We start from the raw sequence: 17,610 nt of genomic DNA, 5'->3' as shown, positions 1-17,610 counted from the left end.
ATGAATAAATTAACTCTACTAACAATCACTTTACTTTTTAATATTTCTACACTTTTCGCTCAAGAAATATGGATAAAGAGTAATACCGACGGATTAGAATATAATTTAACTTCTGGAACACCTTTAAAAGGATGTACAGATGTTAGTGGCCTCTTTTCGCTGAGAGGAGTTACATATGATGAAATATTATGGACATTTAGTGGAGGAACTTCTATTGAAGATAATCCTGAGCTACTTTTTCAAAATAAGGGAATAGAAACAATAACAGCACAATATAAAATTGGAACGGATTATTTTACTGTTTCGGCCTCTATTGAAGTTACAGGTATACCAAGTGGTTCTGATTTTTCATTATCTACGAATGAAGGTTGTGTTGGAACAACAATACAATTTACTGCAAGTACCGATTTTGAATATGAAGAAATTAGATTTCTAGTGGATGGAAATACAATTCCAAATGAAGGTTTTCATAATTTTACTAGTCCAGGTGCATACACTGTTGTGATGGAAGGCAAAACAATCGATGGATGTCCTTTTGATGTGCAAAGAACAAACATCATTAATATTGCAGGAGATATCAGCTTTGATATTACACCTAAAGTTGGGCACGATTGTAGTAACTCTTTAGAACAAACATTCACGGTATTAAATGGTAAAACTGATGTAGTATATACGTGGGATTTTGGAGATGGAACTATTGAAGTTAGCAACAATACAGCAATAACACATACTTTTAATAGTTCATCTGCAGAGACATTTACTGTAAAAGTTATTGGAGAAAAAGGTGGTTGTACATTTGAACAAGAAGCTGTTGTGGCTTTAAATGTTGGAACAGATTTATTCGTTATCAATTATCCTTCTTCTTTTTGTAATACCTACACTATTCAACTTCAATCCCAATTACCTTCATCTTTAGATGGACAACAAATTAAATGGACTTTTAATGATGGGACAGAATTAGTAAGAACTTTACCCTCTACTATTTCAAGAACATTTACGAATAGTGGAGAAAACATAACGGTTACAGCTGAATATGATGGTTGTGAAGAAACAGAAAGTTTTATAGTTCCTGATTTACTTCCAAATTCAATTTCAATTAATGCCGAAACACAGTTTTGTGAAGATCCTTATCTTGTTCCTGTATCTGTTAATAATTTAGGTGATCTATCAATTGATTATACATTAAGTTGGGAAACAAGTGACGGGCAAACGGCAAATGGCCCCACAGCTAATTTTACATTTAACGGAAATAACACAAAAACGATTCGTTTAATTGCAACAGGAAATGGTAGTAGTTGTACAATCGATGAGATTACGGTACAAAGTCAACCTATCGTTTCTACTATTCAAAGTAATAATGGTTTTAGAGGATGTGTAGGCTTTACTACTACATTTTCGCATATAAGTACTCTTTTCGGGACTACAATAGATCCAAGTGATATTAATTCAGTACGTTGGGAATTATATCGTGATGGTACTTTAATTAATAATTCAAATACAGAAGACTATACCCACACTTTTAATACACACGGTAATTATAAGGTGCTATTTTATTTAGAAAACAATAAGGGTTGTATTGTTACTGTTGAAGAAGATATTGAAATAGGATATGAAGTTACTCCATCATTTGATGTAGATAAATCACCCGTATGTAATTATGAATTAGCGACTTTCACTAATACAACTCCAGCAACTACAGATTTTGTTGCGTTAGGAATTAATCCCAATGATGTTAGGTATGAATGGAATTATGGAAATGGTTGGGTAGGAAGTTATAATGGTGAAAATACATATGCCAATGTAGAAGGAGATCAAACGGTACAATTAAGAGCAATTTATAATGGTTGCACAGGACCAGTTGTATCTAAAATCATTACTGTTGTTCCTCCAGTTGCAGAATTTACCGTTGATATGGATGATTTATGTCAAATTAACTCATTGACAATTGAAAATTTATCAATAGGAGCGACCGAAGATTATCAATGGAGAGTATCAGTTGGTACAGATGAATATAATTTTACAACTTCTGATTTAACACCATTCAAATTATATGATAAGATAGCAGAAAATATAAGACCAAATGAAGTATATACTATTGAACTAACGGCTAGTAATGCAACATGTTATGATATTTATACATTAGAATATACACCATTAGCTAACCCAGCATTAGATATTACTTGGTCACCTGATATTGATTTTGCATTATGTGCTAATACAACAATAACATTTGATCCAGGTGATGGAATTGATGCTTCAAATGCTACTTTCTTATGGACTTTTTATAAAGATGGAAATCCTTATACATTTCCAGGAAGCCCTATTACAGAGGCAAATCCAGACATAATTTTCACAGAGATTGGTAGCTATGATGTTGAATTAGAAGTTAATTTTACTACTCCAGGAAGTTGTATGGAAACTCAGAGAGTAAATGATATTAAAGTATTCGATATACAAGTTACAGGTATAACGGGTATTAATTCCATTTGTCTTTTAGACGGTAGTACACCATCTCTACAAGAATTTAATGTTGATTTATCAGTAGATGCAATTGATTATACTACGCTTACTACTTTTAATTGGAGATGGGAAGTAGTAGGTGATAATAATAATATACTTCATTTCGAAGAAGGAAATGATCCAAGTGATTTAGCTGAAGCATTAGATTTTGAATATGATTTTAATACTCCATTAAATGATCAGAATGACAGATATAAAGTGAGGTTTAGATTAAATTCAGATGCTTGTGATTATTCTTTTCAAAAGAACATCATTGTGACTGAACCAACTATTAATTTTGGAGATGTAGACACTCATGTTAATTATGCATTTGAATGTGATTATGTAGTTACTACTATTGATCCCAAGCTAGATAGATCTAAGTTACAACGACCGCATAGTGCTTCATATAAGTTATTTAGTGAAAATTTAACTGATGGAACTAGAACAGAAATTACAGATTTCACTATGGATAAATCTGAAGCTAATAATGTGAAATTTATCATCAATAATTTAAGTGCTGGTGAACATAAAATCTGGCTTCAAATTGAAGATAAAAATAATTGTAGTATAGAAGAAGCTTTACTTTTGGATGTTCCAGAGTTACCAATAGGTATTGCAGATTTTACTCCCGATGTTACTGCTTTAGCTTGTCGAGGTTCTATAAATTTCACAGATGAAGCAAATAGTTTAGTGGGTAATTCTACTCCAAGAAAATATGTTGATGGTAGTGAAGTTCCAATAAAACAATGGGTTTGGCATATCACGAGAGATGCTGATCTTGATTTATATTTAGATACAGATGAAGGTATTTTAAATTACTTTTTTGAAGCGGGTATTTATAATGTTTCATTAATGGTTGTTGATGAACAAAATTGTACTTTTACAAGTGATGAAATTGAAATTACAGTAGGTGGTGTTCGAGGGGAATTTACCATTTCAAAAAGGGCTGGTTATGCTCCATTTGAGACTCACTTTGTAGGAACTCCTTCTTATGCCAGTGTTAATTCTGGTAATATTGATTATCTATGGTTTTCTGGTGATGGTAGAAGTGAAACTACAGATGGAGAACTTACGCTTGTGTATGACAGCCTACCACTAAATGATCGTCTTGCTACACCTGGTGTAATTTTTATTGATGAAGAAGGTTGTCGATATCCTGCCAATCCACAAGGTGAAATTAATATACTAACAGCTCCCAAAAGAACGGTATCAGATATTGAACGCTGTATTGATGAAGGAAATATTACAATTGATTATGCTGATCCTGATTTTACAGTAGCCAATATCGATAATGAAAATTATTCTTATTCTGGAATACTTTCTTACCAATGGTATGAAGAAGGAAATCCTATATCGAATGTTGAAGGTGGTAACAATAGTGAGGTCACATTTACATATGGTAAAACAGGTGAAGCATTTATGGTTAATCCAGATTTAGAAGAAGGTAAACAATTTATTATTGAATCTTGGATAGATGCTGAATATATAGATAAGGCTAATAGTGCTAACAATCACACTGAAAGAGTCGCAATAAGAAGAGATACTTTGAATGTAATTTTTAATGCTATTCCTGAAGCTAAATTAAACGATTTTGATGCGATTTGTCTAAATGACATTCTTGTATTAGATGGTTCTAATTCAGATTTTGGAGATTACACAAGGGGTAGTATTGATAGTTATTTTTGGGAGATTGAGAATTGGGGAGATACATTAACAACATCACCTATTATTGATATTTATCTTGAGAATGCAGCGGATTATTCTATTAAATTAACTGTAACTTCTGAAAATACTTGTACTCCAAGTTCAATTGAAAAAACAGTAACTGTTAAACCATTACCTATTTTAGCATTTTCAACTTCAAATGTTTGTTTTGGTGAGGAAAACCTTTTCACAAATACTACAACTTATGAAGGGGTGGCAATTAATAATTCTTCACCCGAAATAGAAAAAACAGTTTGGTATTTCAATTATGGAGATAAAGAAAATGAAGTAATTATAGAAGATTTTTCTCCTACTTTTTCTTTTAATTCAGAGGGTTTTCATACTGTTAAGATGGAAGTGTATACAACGAATGGATGTCTTGATTCTTTGGTGAAAGACATTGAAGTTTACAGCTTACCTGAAGTTACAACAACAGAAGATTCATTTATTTGTATTGGTGAATCAATTACTTTAAATGCTACAGGTGGTAATGCATATCAATGGAGTAGTGGTAGTACAAATCAAAATACTCTTGTAACTCCAACCTCTGATAGTACTTTTTATGTAGAAGTAATGAATGAAAATAACTGTATTACTTTGGACTCAGTGCAGGTTTTTGTCATTCCTGGATTTTCGTCTGAAATTACATTTTTTGAAGCTTGCGAAGGCGAATCGATTCAATTAGATGGAACTCTATTGGCCTATGAGAATACAACAGAAGAAATGTTATGGTCAACAGGTGAAACAACAAATTCGATTGTGGTAACAGAAAGCGGTACCTATGAAGTTTCAAATACAGTAACCCATATCAGTGGTAAAACCTGTACTTTTACAAAAGAGATACAGGTTGAATTCAGACCATTACCACAAGCATTACCGACTACATTAGTTCACTGTTTTATTGATGGACCATTAAAAATTCAAGCTGAAGAAAATCCAAATTATAGTTACTTATGGGATACCGGTGAGACAACATCATCAATTAGCGTAAATGAAGTTGGTATTCATACTGTGACAATCACTGACAATACTCACCCTACTTTATGTGAAGCGACTTCAACTGTAGAAATATTTGACCCAGAAACAAAGGCTGATTTTACTGCATCTCAAGTTTGTTTAGGTGAATTTACAACTTTAGACGCAACTATTTCTAGTATAGAAAATGAAGAATTAGCCATAGAATATCATTGGACATTGGGAACTTTTGGAGATACGGTGACGACTGATCCTATATTAAATTATTCATTTCAAACTTATGGATCTCATAATGTACAACTCAGAGTTCAACCTGTAGGAGGGTGTTCTTCAGAAACAATTTCAAAGACAGTAACCGTATTTGAATTACCAAAAACTAGTTTTACTGCAGAAGATGTTTGTTTGAATATTCCTGCTCACTTTGTCAATACATCAACTTTTGAAAATATATTGATTAGTTCGAATGATAATAAGATTACTTCAGTGCAATGGGATTTTAATTATGATGGAACTACACCTCATTTCACAAACAACGAAATTTCTCCTTATCATACTTTTGCATCAGCAGGAACGTATTCGGTATTTGTTCAAGTAACTACTGAAAATGGATGTTCAACAAATTATACTGATGAAATTACTATTCATCCATTACCAGAAATCAGTATTACAGAAGATACCTATATCTGTTACGGTGAAAGTATTACATTAAATGTTGGAGGAGGAGTAGCTTATCAATGGGCACATTCTGATGAAACTTCACCTACGATCAATGTTTCACCCGAAGTCGATGAAGTATATATTGTAAAAGTATGGAATGAATTGGGCTGTGAAAGTTTTGATTCTGTGACTGTTCATGTGATACCAGGAATTCAAGATGAAATTACAGAAATTCAAATATGTGAAGGTGAAGAAATTACTTTAGATGGTACAATTGGCGAATACCAAGGAGTAATTGAAAACTTCGTATGGTCAAATGGTAGTACTCAGCCAACCATTGATGTTAATGTAGCTGGGAATTATACTGTGACAAATACAGTACTTCATGAAAGTGGAAAAGAGTGTACTTTTGATCGAACATTTACAGTAATAACTAGACCAATGCCTCCTGAATTTTCAAACTCAGATACCACTTTTTGTTTTAGAACTGGAGGTGAAATAGAAATTGTAGCTCCAGGAAACAACTCTAATTTCATCTATTTATGGGAAGATACTGAAGAAACAACCTCGTCTGTTTTTAGAGATGAAGAAGGTATTTATACGGTTAAAATTATTGATACTAGTTTTGAAACTGCCTGCGAAACCAATACATCTATTCAAGTCGTTGATCTTTGTCCACCACAAGTATTTACACCAACAGCAATGACACCTAATAATGATGGTTTAAATGATGAATTTGTGATTAGATCAAGATATGCTTTGAATATCAAATTAAATATATTCAATCGTTGGGGAGAAATTATTTTTAGTAGAGAATATCAAAACTCTGCTGAAGCTAGAGAAGAAGGTAATGGTTGGAACGGAATGTATAGGGGTAAAATAGTACCTGGTGGGGTTTATACATACACCATCGATTTTATAAGTGAACTAGATGGTTCACAACATCGAGAAGCAAATTCAATTACTGTTATTCGATAAAGAGATTATGTCACTTCATTATAGAGAATGGAGTGACTTTTTTAATGTTACGCCATTTCCATAAAGTTCTCTAAAATTAGCTTTTCCATTTATTATTGTCACTCCACAAGCTGGGTCATTGTCTAACAATAAGGCACCATCCATATCTACATAGTCTAGTAATGGTAATAATTGTGCAATTGCTGAAATCCCAACAGATGATTCTGTCATGCATCCTATCATCACTTTTAAACCTAATTTTTTAGCATTTTCTATCATTCGTAAAGCTACAGTAGGACCTCCACATTTTGTGAGTTTAATATTTAAACCATGAAAAAGTCCATCACATTTCTGAACATCATTTTCTGAAATACATGATTCATCGGCAATTATTGGAAGTACAGATTTTGAATAAACATGTTTCATTCCATCTACTTCTTCAGGATGCATGGGTTGTTCAATAAATTCTACTCCTAGATCCTTCATCACTATTGAATTGTGAATTGTTTCTTCAGTATTCCAAGCACAATTTGCATCTACTCTGAATAAAGAGTTTGTATGTTTTCTTAATTCCTTTATTATTTTTACATCTTCATTTGTACCCAATTTTATTTTATAAATAGGGCTATTTATTTCTTTCATTTTAAATACCATCTCTTCTATTGAACTTAATCCAATAGTGTAATTAGAAAGCGGTAAATTCTCATGTAATTTTAAACCCCAATATTCATAGGTTTTAATGTTATTTTTCTTCCCATAAAAGTCTAAAAATGCCTCATCTAAAGCACATATAGGAAAAGAATTGTCTTTTAATAAAGTAGTTATTTCTCGATGAAATTCTTCTGGTTTTAATGCATCAAAAGCACTTATAGACGATTGAATTTGCTTTAAATTATGAATAATATCCTCTGCTTTGACACCATAAAACTTATTCTCTGTTGCTTCTCCAAAACCAGATGTTAAACCGTCTGTTAACTCTATAATTACTGACTTCTGAAAATCTCTCTTATCATGAGCAATTTTAAAAGTATGCTTGAGATGTAAAGTAGTAGGGTAGATTTCAAGTTTAAGCATAGAATAATGATCATTATTTATTTTCTATTAGAATTTAACGATTTCATTATTTAAAGACAAATAAAAATATTGAAGTAAATATCCTATGATATATTAATTATTCTTTATATATGCATTTAAAATTTGAATATTAAATTGAAATTGTTTATTCAAATGTTATTAATATTATATACTAATCAACTGTATAGTTTATAATATAGATTTTTACATTAATTTTGCATAAATTTTTAATAACATCGAAATGAGTTCATTTTTTTTAGATAAAGAGGAAATAGGAATAGATACTAATGATAAAACATTAGTTGACAGTATAAGAAGAGTAAAGAAGGGTATAACAGCCCCATGTTACAAAACAATACGGAAATTTGGTACCTGTGAATCTTGTCTTGTGATCATCGATGGTGAAAAAAAATTAGCATGTGGAAATGCTCCTGAAGATGGTTTAGAAGTTATATTAATGGAAAATGATTTAATTCAAGAGCGTAAAGAGAAGGTACAAGCTTTTAAAAAACATGTAACTATGATGGAGAAATTTATGGGTAAATAGACTAATGTATCAATAATTTGGTGTCAGCTTTTGCATTATGACTGATTACTCTTAGTATATAAATTCCACTTGAGGGTACACTAGGTACTAAATAACTTGATAAAAAACTTCCTTGAATATTAACTGATAAAACAGTTTCACTAATAATTTTACCATGTGTACTCACTAAATATGCAGTTACTTTTTCATTATCAATCACACCTGTAACCTCTAAATTAATCAAGATACCTTCAGAAACGACATTAGGATAGGCCTTAACCTTAAGGTTAAGTTCATTGTTTTCTAAAACAATTGGTCCGTAATATCTAAAGCCATTATCAAAGTCAACCTGTTTTAATCGATAAAATCTTCCAATTGACAAAGTATCGATGTAACTGTATTTTGTTGTAGTATTAATATTTCCTGCTCCTTGAATTGTATCTAGTGTAATCCAATCAGTTTGATTTGTAGAATATTCTACTTCAAAATGATCACTATTATGTTCAGATAAAGTTTCCCAATATAAAGTATTATAGCCATTTTCAACTTTTCCATAAAACTGTGACATTTCAACAGGGAGATCTATACTTTTCACGCGTTTGCACATTTGATAATTAGTTGAATATTCACTACAACTAGCATCTCTAATGATACATGATGTTTGAGAATCCACTGAAAACTTACCATTAATATCAACGTTAATAGTATTCCAACATGATAAAATTATATCTCCTCCAATATGTAAACTTCCTGACTCTGCTACAAAAATGGTTTCATTACCGATCAAATCAGAAGTCTGTTCAATATTTAATGCTCCATATACTTCATGGCTTCCTCCACCACCATCCATAGAGATTTGATTGCCTTCTATTCTTGTTGTTGCATTAAGTCCAACATAATTTACTGCTCCACCTTTATTTATATAATCACCTCCAATATTCAATAATCCAAAATTTCTATATGAACTTCTTCCTCCATTATTAGAATTTAAATTTCCACCAATAAATAACTCTCCCTCTTCATGAATATAAAGGTTATTTGCAGCACTTTGAAAAGTAAGATCTCCATCTATCGTACAAGTTCCGTTCACTTCAAATAATATCTGAGTTGAAACAAATATTGCATCACTTTTAACATGTAAATTACCATATACCAAAAGATGAATTAGGTAGGCATCAACATCTATAAACTTAAGTTTTGCCGTTCCATTTTCAGTGACTAATAAATGACTGCCATATTTTAAATATTGAAAGGATAATTCTGTACTAACATCATCAAGATTAAAATCAATTACTAAAGAATCTATGTCATTTGTATATTCAATAGAGATTATATCTGTTCCCGTTGGATAGGTAGTAGTATTACCACTCTTATCTATCCAATTTGTGGGTTCTTGCCAATCTGCAAGAGATGAAAACCTATTTGTATTTGGTACAAAAACATTTTGTGCAAAACCAATCGAAATTGAATTAATAAGCAGTAATAAGGTAAGTAATCTTGAGTTCATAAAATTTGGGTTTCTATTAAGATAATCAATTCATATGATTCTTTTAGCCACACCCATTTTTAATCCTATGAAACATCAGTTCATTTATACAAATGAACTCATTCTATTTATCCTTCAAATTATTACTACATATATTATCTCTTTTTACTACATTTTTTCACATTTATGTTAATCTCATTTTTTTGTTAAAAGAATCATTAGAGTTAATAGATGAAACATTGTTAAATTCATCTTGCTTAATGTCAGTCCATTAAGTGTTTTTCATGAAAGCTATGAGGGAATTTAAATTCAATACAAGTGAATTTATATCACTTCACTACATCTTATTTAAAAGTAAAAATTAAGAGGAGTCCAATTATAATGGCTCACTAACTAAATCAATTAAATGAAATGAAAACTAGACAAAAACTAATGCATTTTTGGTTGTTTACCACACTATTTTTGGGGCATTCCATAATGTCTAATGCACAACAAAATCTTTCTATTCAGATACCTGGTATTATTGAAGCTGAAAATTACAATGCTTATTTTGATACGGATAATATTAATGAAGGCGGAGTATATAAAAACGATGGAGTGGATATTGAAATATGTGAAGAAGGAGGGTTTAATGTAGGATGGACTTCAACTGGTGAGTACTTAAAATATAATGTTTTTATCAATGAAACTGGAAACTATACTTTTGCTTTTAGAATTGCAGCTTTAGAAAATGGAGGACAATTTCACTTAGAAGCAAATGGTGTGAGTATTTCAGAAGTTGTCACTGTTCCTAGTACTGGTGGATGGCAAAATTGGAATTCTATATCAATTTCAAATATTGCATTAAATCAAGGTGAGAATGAAATAACCTTTTTTATTGATCAAGGAGATTTTAATTTTAATCATATCACAACTTCATTACAATCTGAAGATGATCCTCAATTAGTTTGGTCAGATGAATTTAATTATACAGGATTACCTGATCCATCAAAATGGGGATATGACACAGGAAATGGAGGTTTTGGAAATAATGAATTACAAAATTATACGGCAAGTAGATTAGAAAATGCAAGAGTTGAAGATGGTCGATTAATTATTGAAGCTAGAAGAGATTGGCATCAAAATATCGAATATTCCTCTGCTAGAATGGTGACACGAAATAAAGGGGATTGGTTATATGGAAGGGTAGAAGTGAGAGCAAAATTACCTGGACCAGGAAATGGTACTTGGCCAGCAATATGGATGTTACCTACAGACTGGGAATATGGAGGTTGGCCTAATAGTGGTGAAATTGACATTATGGAAAATGTAGGTTATGATCCTCATGTTGTCCATGGGACTGTACATACTGAAGCCTATAATCATCGTCTAAATACCCAACTTGCAGGTAAAGTTGAAAAATACAATTACAACACAGAATTTCACATTTATGCTATTAATTGGTATGAAGATAAAATTGATTTCTTTATTGATGATGAACTATACTTTACTCATTTTAAACATGGTGGTTCTGCTGAATGGCCTTTTGACAAACGATTTCATCTTATCTTAAACATAGCTGTTGGTGGAGATTGGGGAGGAGCTCTTGGTGTAGATTCTAGTATTTGGCCTAAAAGAATGGAGGTCGATTATGTAAGAGTATATGACAAACCAACTTCTACATCTACAGAAGTAGAAGCAGTAAATATCCCTGGTACAGTAGAGGCAGAGAACTATTATTTATCTGAAGGAATTCAAAAAGAATCTTCTTCAGAAGGTGGCCAAAACATTGGATATATAGACACAGGTGATTGGGCTGCTTATAAAATTAATGTATTGGAAGCCGGCAATTATTTAGTGGAATATAGAGTAGCAAGTAATACAGACGGAGGTATTATTAATTTAGAACAAAATAGTGGAAATACTTTATTAGGTTCAGTTAATGTACCCAATACTGGTGGATGGCAAAATTGGCAAACGATCTCACACTCTGTTCAATTGAATACCGGAGAACAAACTTTCGCGATTGGTGTTCCTACTGGTGGGTATAATGTAAATTGGATTCGATTTACAAAAGATGAGATAGAAATTCCAGTACTAGATCCAATCCATATAGAAGCAGAAAGTTTTGTAAGAATGGAAGGAATACAGACTGAACCTTGTAGTGAAGGTGGGGAAAATATTGGTTGGACAGATAGAGACGATTGGATCGTTTATGAGGCAAATATACCTGCAGGTAATTATCAAGTTAATTATAGAATTGCATCACAAAATGATGGAGGTGAATTACAACTTGAAAAAGCTGGAGGTGGTACTTTATTTTCTAATACCATTATACCTTCTACGGGTGGATGGCAAAATTGGCAAACTATTTCAACAGAAGTGACTATTCCAGAAGAACTAGATGAAATAGCGATCAACATCAGAGAAGGTGGATTTAATTTAAATTGGCTTAGTTTAACTCCGCTTCAAAGTAATGGCAGACGTAAGTTTGTTCAACTAGAAAAAGAGCTGACAATCTATCCAAACCCTGCTCATGATTTCATTAAAATAAGTTATCAGGATAGGATTGATAAATTAGAGATTTATACCATTAATGGACAAAAAGAAATTGAATTATTTAATACAAATAAAATTGAAATTAACACACTTTCTAAAGGCCTTTATATTTTAAAAATAATGGATAAAGAAGGTAATCATTTTACTAAGAAATTCATAAAAAAATAAATTATATCCATGTAAATTTCATATTGAACAAGAAAGGGTCACAAACATTTTGTGACTCTTTTTTTACTGTGCAATCTGATCTGATTGTAAACTATAAACATGTGTAGCTTTATTAATTTTTAAAGTATAATTACCTTTTACATAAATATCTATTCCGTTATATTTCCCTTTATTGACTTTATTTTCATAAAAACCATAATCAGTATATGCATTGATTTTACATTCTCCATTTACTTTAGTTCCAGAAAAAAGAGAAATATTGGCTAAATCACTTGAAAAAACTTTAAAATTAGCTGTAAGGTATTCTCCATCATCTTTCATTTTAATATATCCGCAATCACTTAGACCAATGGAAGTATTGTTTCCCGATGCAATATATAAAGTCTCAATTTCTGGGATATTAATAGAGTATTCATAGGTTTCACTATTAAATGTAAAAGTAGCTCCAAGAGGTATATGAATAAAATCGTCTGCATCATTTTGGCTAGAATCAGACATTTTTTGAAGAAAACCATGTTTTTTATTTTCGATATTTTTAGGCCCAAAATGTGTTTTACTAGCTAAGTTTTTTAAACTATACATATAGCCATGCCAGTTATTTTTTTCTATTGTAATAGACCATAAATTGCCATTTTTTTTCAAAGGCTGATATTCACCTAAACCTGATTGTAATTGAAAATCATCTATAGTCGTGTATCCCTCTTCAATTTCAATTTCTTTAATGACTTTACTGAAACCTGGAATTATTATCGTGGCATTTGAAGTATATTCTTCATTATTCGGAACTCTTAAAAGGTATTTTTCATTTAATAAAATCTCAAATGTTTTTTCATAAGAAATTCCTTCATAAGTATTTATATAAACAGTAATAACATTAGAACTTAATTGGTTGATATTGATAAAAGCAAATTTGCTAAATTCTGAAATTACTTCTTCACCAATATCTTCATTAAAAGATTTTTCAACTGAATTATTATAAAGGTCTTTTATGATAAATTCACCATCTAAATTATAATATCCAACGGATACATTGTCGTTCTCTTTTACACCATGATACACATCAATGAAGGCATAAGACAAGTTTTCTAAAACTAATTGTGCTGTTGTATCTTGATAATTGACTTCACTTAATTCTAATATATAATCAGAAGAAATAGCTTCAAATTTCTTATTCTCTAATGAAAGGGAATAAGTACCATTGATTTTGTTGAAGTTTTTCACCCTACCATCCTCTGTTAATTGAACGGATTTACTTTGTATAAATCCGTCTTTATCTTCTAAAGTGATTTGATAACCATCTTTTTTAAAATCTAAATGAGGGTTGAATGCACTCCCATTATTATCATCGGTAATTTTGTAGGATAATGAAATTGTATGGGATTGATCCGTTAAATTTATCTTAGAAGTCTCATCCTCAAGACAAGCATAAAAAGTAAATAGAAGAGGTAACAATAGAAGCTTTAAATTTTTCATCAAAAGAAATACTTATAATTGGGCAAAAGTCAATACTTATACAAAACCTATAACATCAAACAAGTAAATGAATTCATTAAGAAAAGTAGGATACAATAAAAACAATAATAAATTCTATTTCAATTGCTTAGGGTAAATTATGTTCATGAATTTAAAGAAAATAAATGAACAAACCTCTATTATAACATTAAAAAGAGTACTTTTGCAACCGATAAAGCAACTACAGATTTATACATTAACCTAATATCTAATGCAATCAAAATATGTAAATGTGCATGGTTCAAATATGCACGTATTATCCGTAAATGAAGAAAGCAGTCTAGCTCCTGTATTATTCTTACATGGTAACCCTTCAAATTCATTTATTTGGAGAAATATTGCACCAATTGTTGAACAAACAGGGCACCCTATCTATGTTCCAGATTTGATTGGAATGGGTAAATCAGATAAACCTAAATTGGATTATACTTTCCCTGAACAATATTTTTATGTAGAGAAACTAATTGAAACACTAGGTCTTGAAAATGTAATTTTAGTATTACATGATTGGGGTTCTGGATTAGGTTTCCATTATTTTGCTCAGCATCAAGAAAATGTAAAAGCGATTGCCTTTATGGAAGGAATTATCCAAGATGTTGGAACATTTTTCGATGAAGGTACAATTGAGTTCTTCACTCAGTTAAGAGGAGAAGAAGGGTGGAAAATGATCTGTGAGGATAATATCTTCTTACAAAATGTAATGCCTACTTGGGTTTCTAGAGATTTAACTCAAGAAGAAATGGAAGGATATACCGCTCCATTCCCAACTCCTGAAAGTAGAAGACCAATTTGGAAATGGGTATCTCAAGTTCCTTTAAATGGTAAGCCAGAGTTAATGGCATCAGTTGTCGAAAATTATAGAAATGTATTGTCAAAATCTACTATTCCTAAATTATTCTGCTACGCTGAACCAGGTGCATTCATGCCTGAACCTGTACGAAATTGGATTATTGAAAACATTCCAAATTTAGAAACGGTAAATATCGGTGATGGGGTACATTTTATACAAGAAGATAATCCAGAATTAATAGGGGAGTCAATTAAAACATTTATTGCTTCTCTTTAAAAGGAATATATAATTATAGACTTTATTTTCAGGTCTTTAAGTAATAACTTTGCATGCTGATATTGTAAAAGATATCAACGCTAGAACTTCAATACAAATTTTAAACGAGTAGATCATATTTAATGGCTTCAGGATTTTTCGCTCTATTAGATGATATAGCGGCAATTATGGATGATGTTGCAGTAACTACAAAAGTTGCAACACAAAAAGCAGGAGGAATCTTAGGTGATGACTTGGCGGTAACAGCAGAAAAAGCTTCAGGATTTAAGGCTTCAAGAGAAATTCCCGTTTTATGGGCAATCTGTAAAGGTTCTTTTCTGAATAAGCTTATCGTATTGCCTATGGCATTCTTATTAAGTGCATTCTTACCTCAGGCTATCACTCCAATCTTGGTTTTCGGTGGCATTTTCCTTTCTTGGGAAGGTGCTGAAAAAGTATACCATTATGTTTTTACAAAGGGACATACAAAAGTACTAGAAACGAAGAAAAACTTCTCTGAAGAAGAAGCTATTGCTGATGAAAAGAGTAAAGTTAGAAGTGCTATAATTGTTGATTTTATCCTTTCAATAGAGATTGTAATTGTTGCTTTAAGTTCAGTGATGGAAGAGGACCTAACTGTTCAGATTTTATCCGTTTCTTTTGCAGCATTAATTGCCACAGTGGGAGTATATGGTCTTGTAGCCTTAATTGTAAGAATGGATGATTTCGGGTGGGCACTTGTTCGATCTACTCATGGGAAGAAAAATTTGATCTCACGATTTGGTATTCTTTTAGTAAAAGCATTACCATGGGTAATCAAAGCACTTACCGTCATTGGTACAGTAGCAATGTTTTTAGTAGCGGGAGGTATTTTTGTACATAATATACATCAAGTACATGAACTACTTCACAGTCTTCCTTTATTAATTGGCGAACTCCTTTCTGGGCTTGTAGTAGGCACAATTGCTTACATTATTGTAGAAGGCGTAAAGAAAGTAGTAAAAAAGAAGAACTAAATCTATCTTAATAATAATATGTCTAAAAAGAGTAGTTTATTTATATGAATTGCTCTTTTTTTTTGTTCTTAAAAAATAACTATTCTAAAAGAAATAGAAGCCAATTATTTAAATTTTAATCAAACAGAAAATAGGGTAGAAGTTAAATTAAAAGCTAGTTATGCTTAATAAAATGGGTAAGTTTACTAATACTTAATCACTGAAAAAATGAATTACTGTCGGTTTGGATAATGTATTTCAACCTCAAATATATCATGTACAAACAATTCAGAATTTATATTTTTCGGTAGATTTTAGCGTTAATAAAACATTTTTAGATGATGCATTAAAATTAAAATTTTCCACACTGAATTTATTGAGTAATGGTATTATAGAAACGTATTATTTTGAAGACAATACTTCTCAAGAAATGCAAAATTCCAATATTTCAGTATTTAATTTTTCTATAAGTTATTATATAACAAATTAATAGTTATATCTTAAATGTAAATCAAAGTTGGTCATATGAATAACCATGATATTAAATTTACATTTTTTCTAAATGCGATTACAAGTATAATGTTGTTGGTCATTAATACAAATATGGAAAGTATTGGTGACGCTGTATTAGGTATCATGCTTATTTATACTGTAGTATTCTTATGGTTAGCAGTAATTATCTTAGCCTTACTCTTTAAAAAGATTTCATTAAAATCTTTACTCATCAATTTATTTATAATGTTGTCAATTCTTGCACTTATGTATTCATAATATCTTAAATGTCTAATGTATTTACATATACGTTGTAAATATAATTAAGATTATGTTAAATAGATATAATCAATTATATGTATTTAACTAATTGTTAATCAATATATTATGTCAATATTTTTATATAAATTTCTTGCATATATATGTAGTTGTATATTATATTTGTAATACATTAATGATAAACAAAACAACTACACTTATATTATGAAAAATCTTTTGATCTTATTCCTTGCCACTACTCTCCTTTTCTCAGTAAATTCATTTGCTACAGAAACTAAAAACACAACAAAAGAATACACAGTTGTATCAATCATTTTGACTGTTGAATATGGAGATGGCTACTTCCAGTTAACCAGAAAACTATTTAAGGCTTTGGACTTGCCTGCTGAAACTGTCACTTGGAAAGATGTCTTATATGTAAAAGAACTTTATCAACAGAAATATGAAACCTATGATTTGAAGGTTGGAAATGAAATAACAATACAGAAATCAGAGTTTGCAGAATAAAAGAATGGCTGTCATACAATTTAGTATGGCAGCCATTTTTTATAAGATGCTTATTTAAGAAATAACAAAACACAAAAAACTCCTTAATAGCATAACTATAAGGAGTAGAATAAATGAAATGAAAAAATGAAGTATAGTATCTTAAAATATCTTACTCCATTGGTTTATGTTTTAATTCTTAGTCTATTATTAA

Annotated in this window: 10 protein-coding genes; 7 read left to right on the top strand and 3 right to left on the bottom strand. The window is 30.8% G+C overall.

The window, feature by feature from the left end; translation table 11 throughout:
* The gene (locus tag ACXAHM_RS13920; RefSeq protein WP_474961056.1) at positions 1–6,816 is read left to right on the top strand and encodes a PKD domain-containing protein; all 6,816 of its coding nucleotides are present in this window, start codon (positions 1–3) and stop codon (positions 6,814–6,816) included.
* Between the two features lie 18 nt (positions 6,817–6,834).
* Here ACXAHM_RS13920 and ACXAHM_RS13915 read toward each other — a convergent pair whose 3' ends face one another.
* Positions 6,835–7,869 (bottom strand): dipeptide epimerase, encoded by a 1,035-nt coding sequence (locus ACXAHM_RS13915; RefSeq protein WP_474961055.1) that lies wholly within the window; start codon positions 7,867–7,869, stop codon positions 6,835–6,837.
* A gap of 241 nt (positions 7,870–8,110) precedes the next feature.
* On the opposite strand from ACXAHM_RS13915, the gene ACXAHM_RS13910 reads away from it, so the two are divergent.
* A complete protein-coding gene (locus ACXAHM_RS13910; RefSeq protein WP_474961054.1) occupies positions 8,111–8,416 on the top strand; it encodes a hypothetical protein in 306 nt (101 codons plus the stop codon).
* A gap of 1 nt (position 8,417) precedes the next feature.
* Here ACXAHM_RS13910 and ACXAHM_RS13905 read toward each other — a convergent pair whose 3' ends face one another.
* Positions 8,418–9,902, bottom strand: a complete 1,485-nt coding sequence (locus tag ACXAHM_RS13905; protein ID WP_474961053.1) for a hypothetical protein — start codon at positions 9,900–9,902, stop codon at positions 8,418–8,420.
* Between the two features lie 390 nt (positions 9,903–10,292).
* Here ACXAHM_RS13905 and ACXAHM_RS13900 point away from each other — a divergent pair, with 390 nt between their 5' ends.
* The gene (locus ACXAHM_RS13900; RefSeq protein WP_474961052.1) at positions 10,293–12,587 is read left to right on the top strand and encodes a carbohydrate-binding protein; all 2,295 of its coding nucleotides are present in this window, start codon (positions 10,293–10,295) and stop codon (positions 12,585–12,587) included.
* A gap of 63 nt (positions 12,588–12,650) precedes the next feature.
* Here the strand turns inward: ACXAHM_RS13900 and ACXAHM_RS13895 are convergent, their stop codons facing one another.
* Complete coding sequence (locus tag ACXAHM_RS13895) at positions 12,651–14,060, bottom strand: hypothetical protein (RefSeq protein WP_474961051.1); 1,410 nt, start codon at positions 14,058–14,060, stop codon at positions 12,651–12,653.
* Between the two features lie 250 nt (positions 14,061–14,310).
* Here ACXAHM_RS13895 and ACXAHM_RS13890 point away from each other — a divergent pair, with 250 nt between their 5' ends.
* From ACXAHM_RS13890 to ACXAHM_RS13875, 4 genes are all read left to right on the top strand, one after another.
* Positions 14,311–15,165, top strand: a complete 855-nt coding sequence (locus ACXAHM_RS13890; protein ID WP_474961050.1) for a haloalkane dehalogenase — start codon at positions 14,311–14,313, stop codon at positions 15,163–15,165.
* 122 nt (positions 15,166–15,287) lie between these two features.
* A complete protein-coding gene (locus tag ACXAHM_RS13885; RefSeq protein ID WP_474961049.1) occupies positions 15,288–16,160 on the top strand; it encodes a DUF808 domain-containing protein in 873 nt (290 codons plus the stop codon).
* Between the two features lie 504 nt (positions 16,161–16,664).
* Entirely contained in the window at positions 16,665–16,910 is a 246-nt protein-coding gene (locus ACXAHM_RS13880) for a hypothetical protein (RefSeq protein WP_474961048.1), read from the top strand.
* A gap of 204 nt (positions 16,911–17,114) precedes the next feature.
* Positions 17,115–17,417 carry a hypothetical protein gene (locus tag ACXAHM_RS13875; protein ID WP_474961047.1) on the top strand — a complete coding sequence of 101 codons (303 nt, stop codon included), beginning with the start codon at positions 17,115–17,117 and terminating at the stop codon, positions 17,415–17,417.
* Positions 17,418–17,610 lie beyond the last annotated feature (193 nt).

The organism is Flammeovirga sp. AWQ4_249 (assembly GCF_056161045.1).
The sequence above is the reverse complement of the archived record's forward strand: the minus strand, read 5'-3'. Positions and strand labels throughout refer to the sequence as shown.

Bases quoted from the DNA above. Each gene is read 5' to 3' on its own strand.
- ACXAHM_RS13875 (WP_474961047.1), top strand. From the start codon at position 17,115: ATGAAAAATCTTTTGATCTTATTCCTTGCCACTACTCTCCTTTTCTCA.
- ACXAHM_RS13905 (WP_474961053.1), bottom strand. From the start codon at position 9,902: ATGAACTCAAGATTACTTACCTTATTACTGCTTATTAATTCAATTTCG.
- ACXAHM_RS13895 (WP_474961051.1), bottom strand. From the start codon at position 14,060: ATGAAAAATTTAAAGCTTCTATTGTTACCTCTTCTATTTACTTTTTAT.
- ACXAHM_RS13900 (WP_474961052.1), top strand. From the start codon at position 10,293: ATGAAAACTAGACAAAAACTAATGCATTTTTGGTTGTTTACCACACTA.
- ACXAHM_RS13890 (WP_474961050.1), top strand. From the start codon at position 14,311: ATGCAATCAAAATATGTAAATGTGCATGGTTCAAATATGCACGTATTA.
- ACXAHM_RS13915 (WP_474961055.1), bottom strand. From the start codon at position 7,869: ATGCTTAAACTTGAAATCTACCCTACTACTTTACATCTCAAGCATACT.
- ACXAHM_RS13910 (WP_474961054.1), top strand. From the start codon at position 8,111: ATGAGTTCATTTTTTTTAGATAAAGAGGAAATAGGAATAGATACTAAT.
- ACXAHM_RS13880 (WP_474961048.1), top strand. From the start codon at position 16,665: ATGAATAACCATGATATTAAATTTACATTTTTTCTAAATGCGATTACA.
- ACXAHM_RS13920 (WP_474961056.1), top strand. From the start codon at position 1: ATGAATAAATTAACTCTACTAACAATCACTTTACTTTTTAATATTTCT.
- ACXAHM_RS13885 (WP_474961049.1), top strand. From the start codon at position 15,288: ATGGCTTCAGGATTTTTCGCTCTATTAGATGATATAGCGGCAATTATG.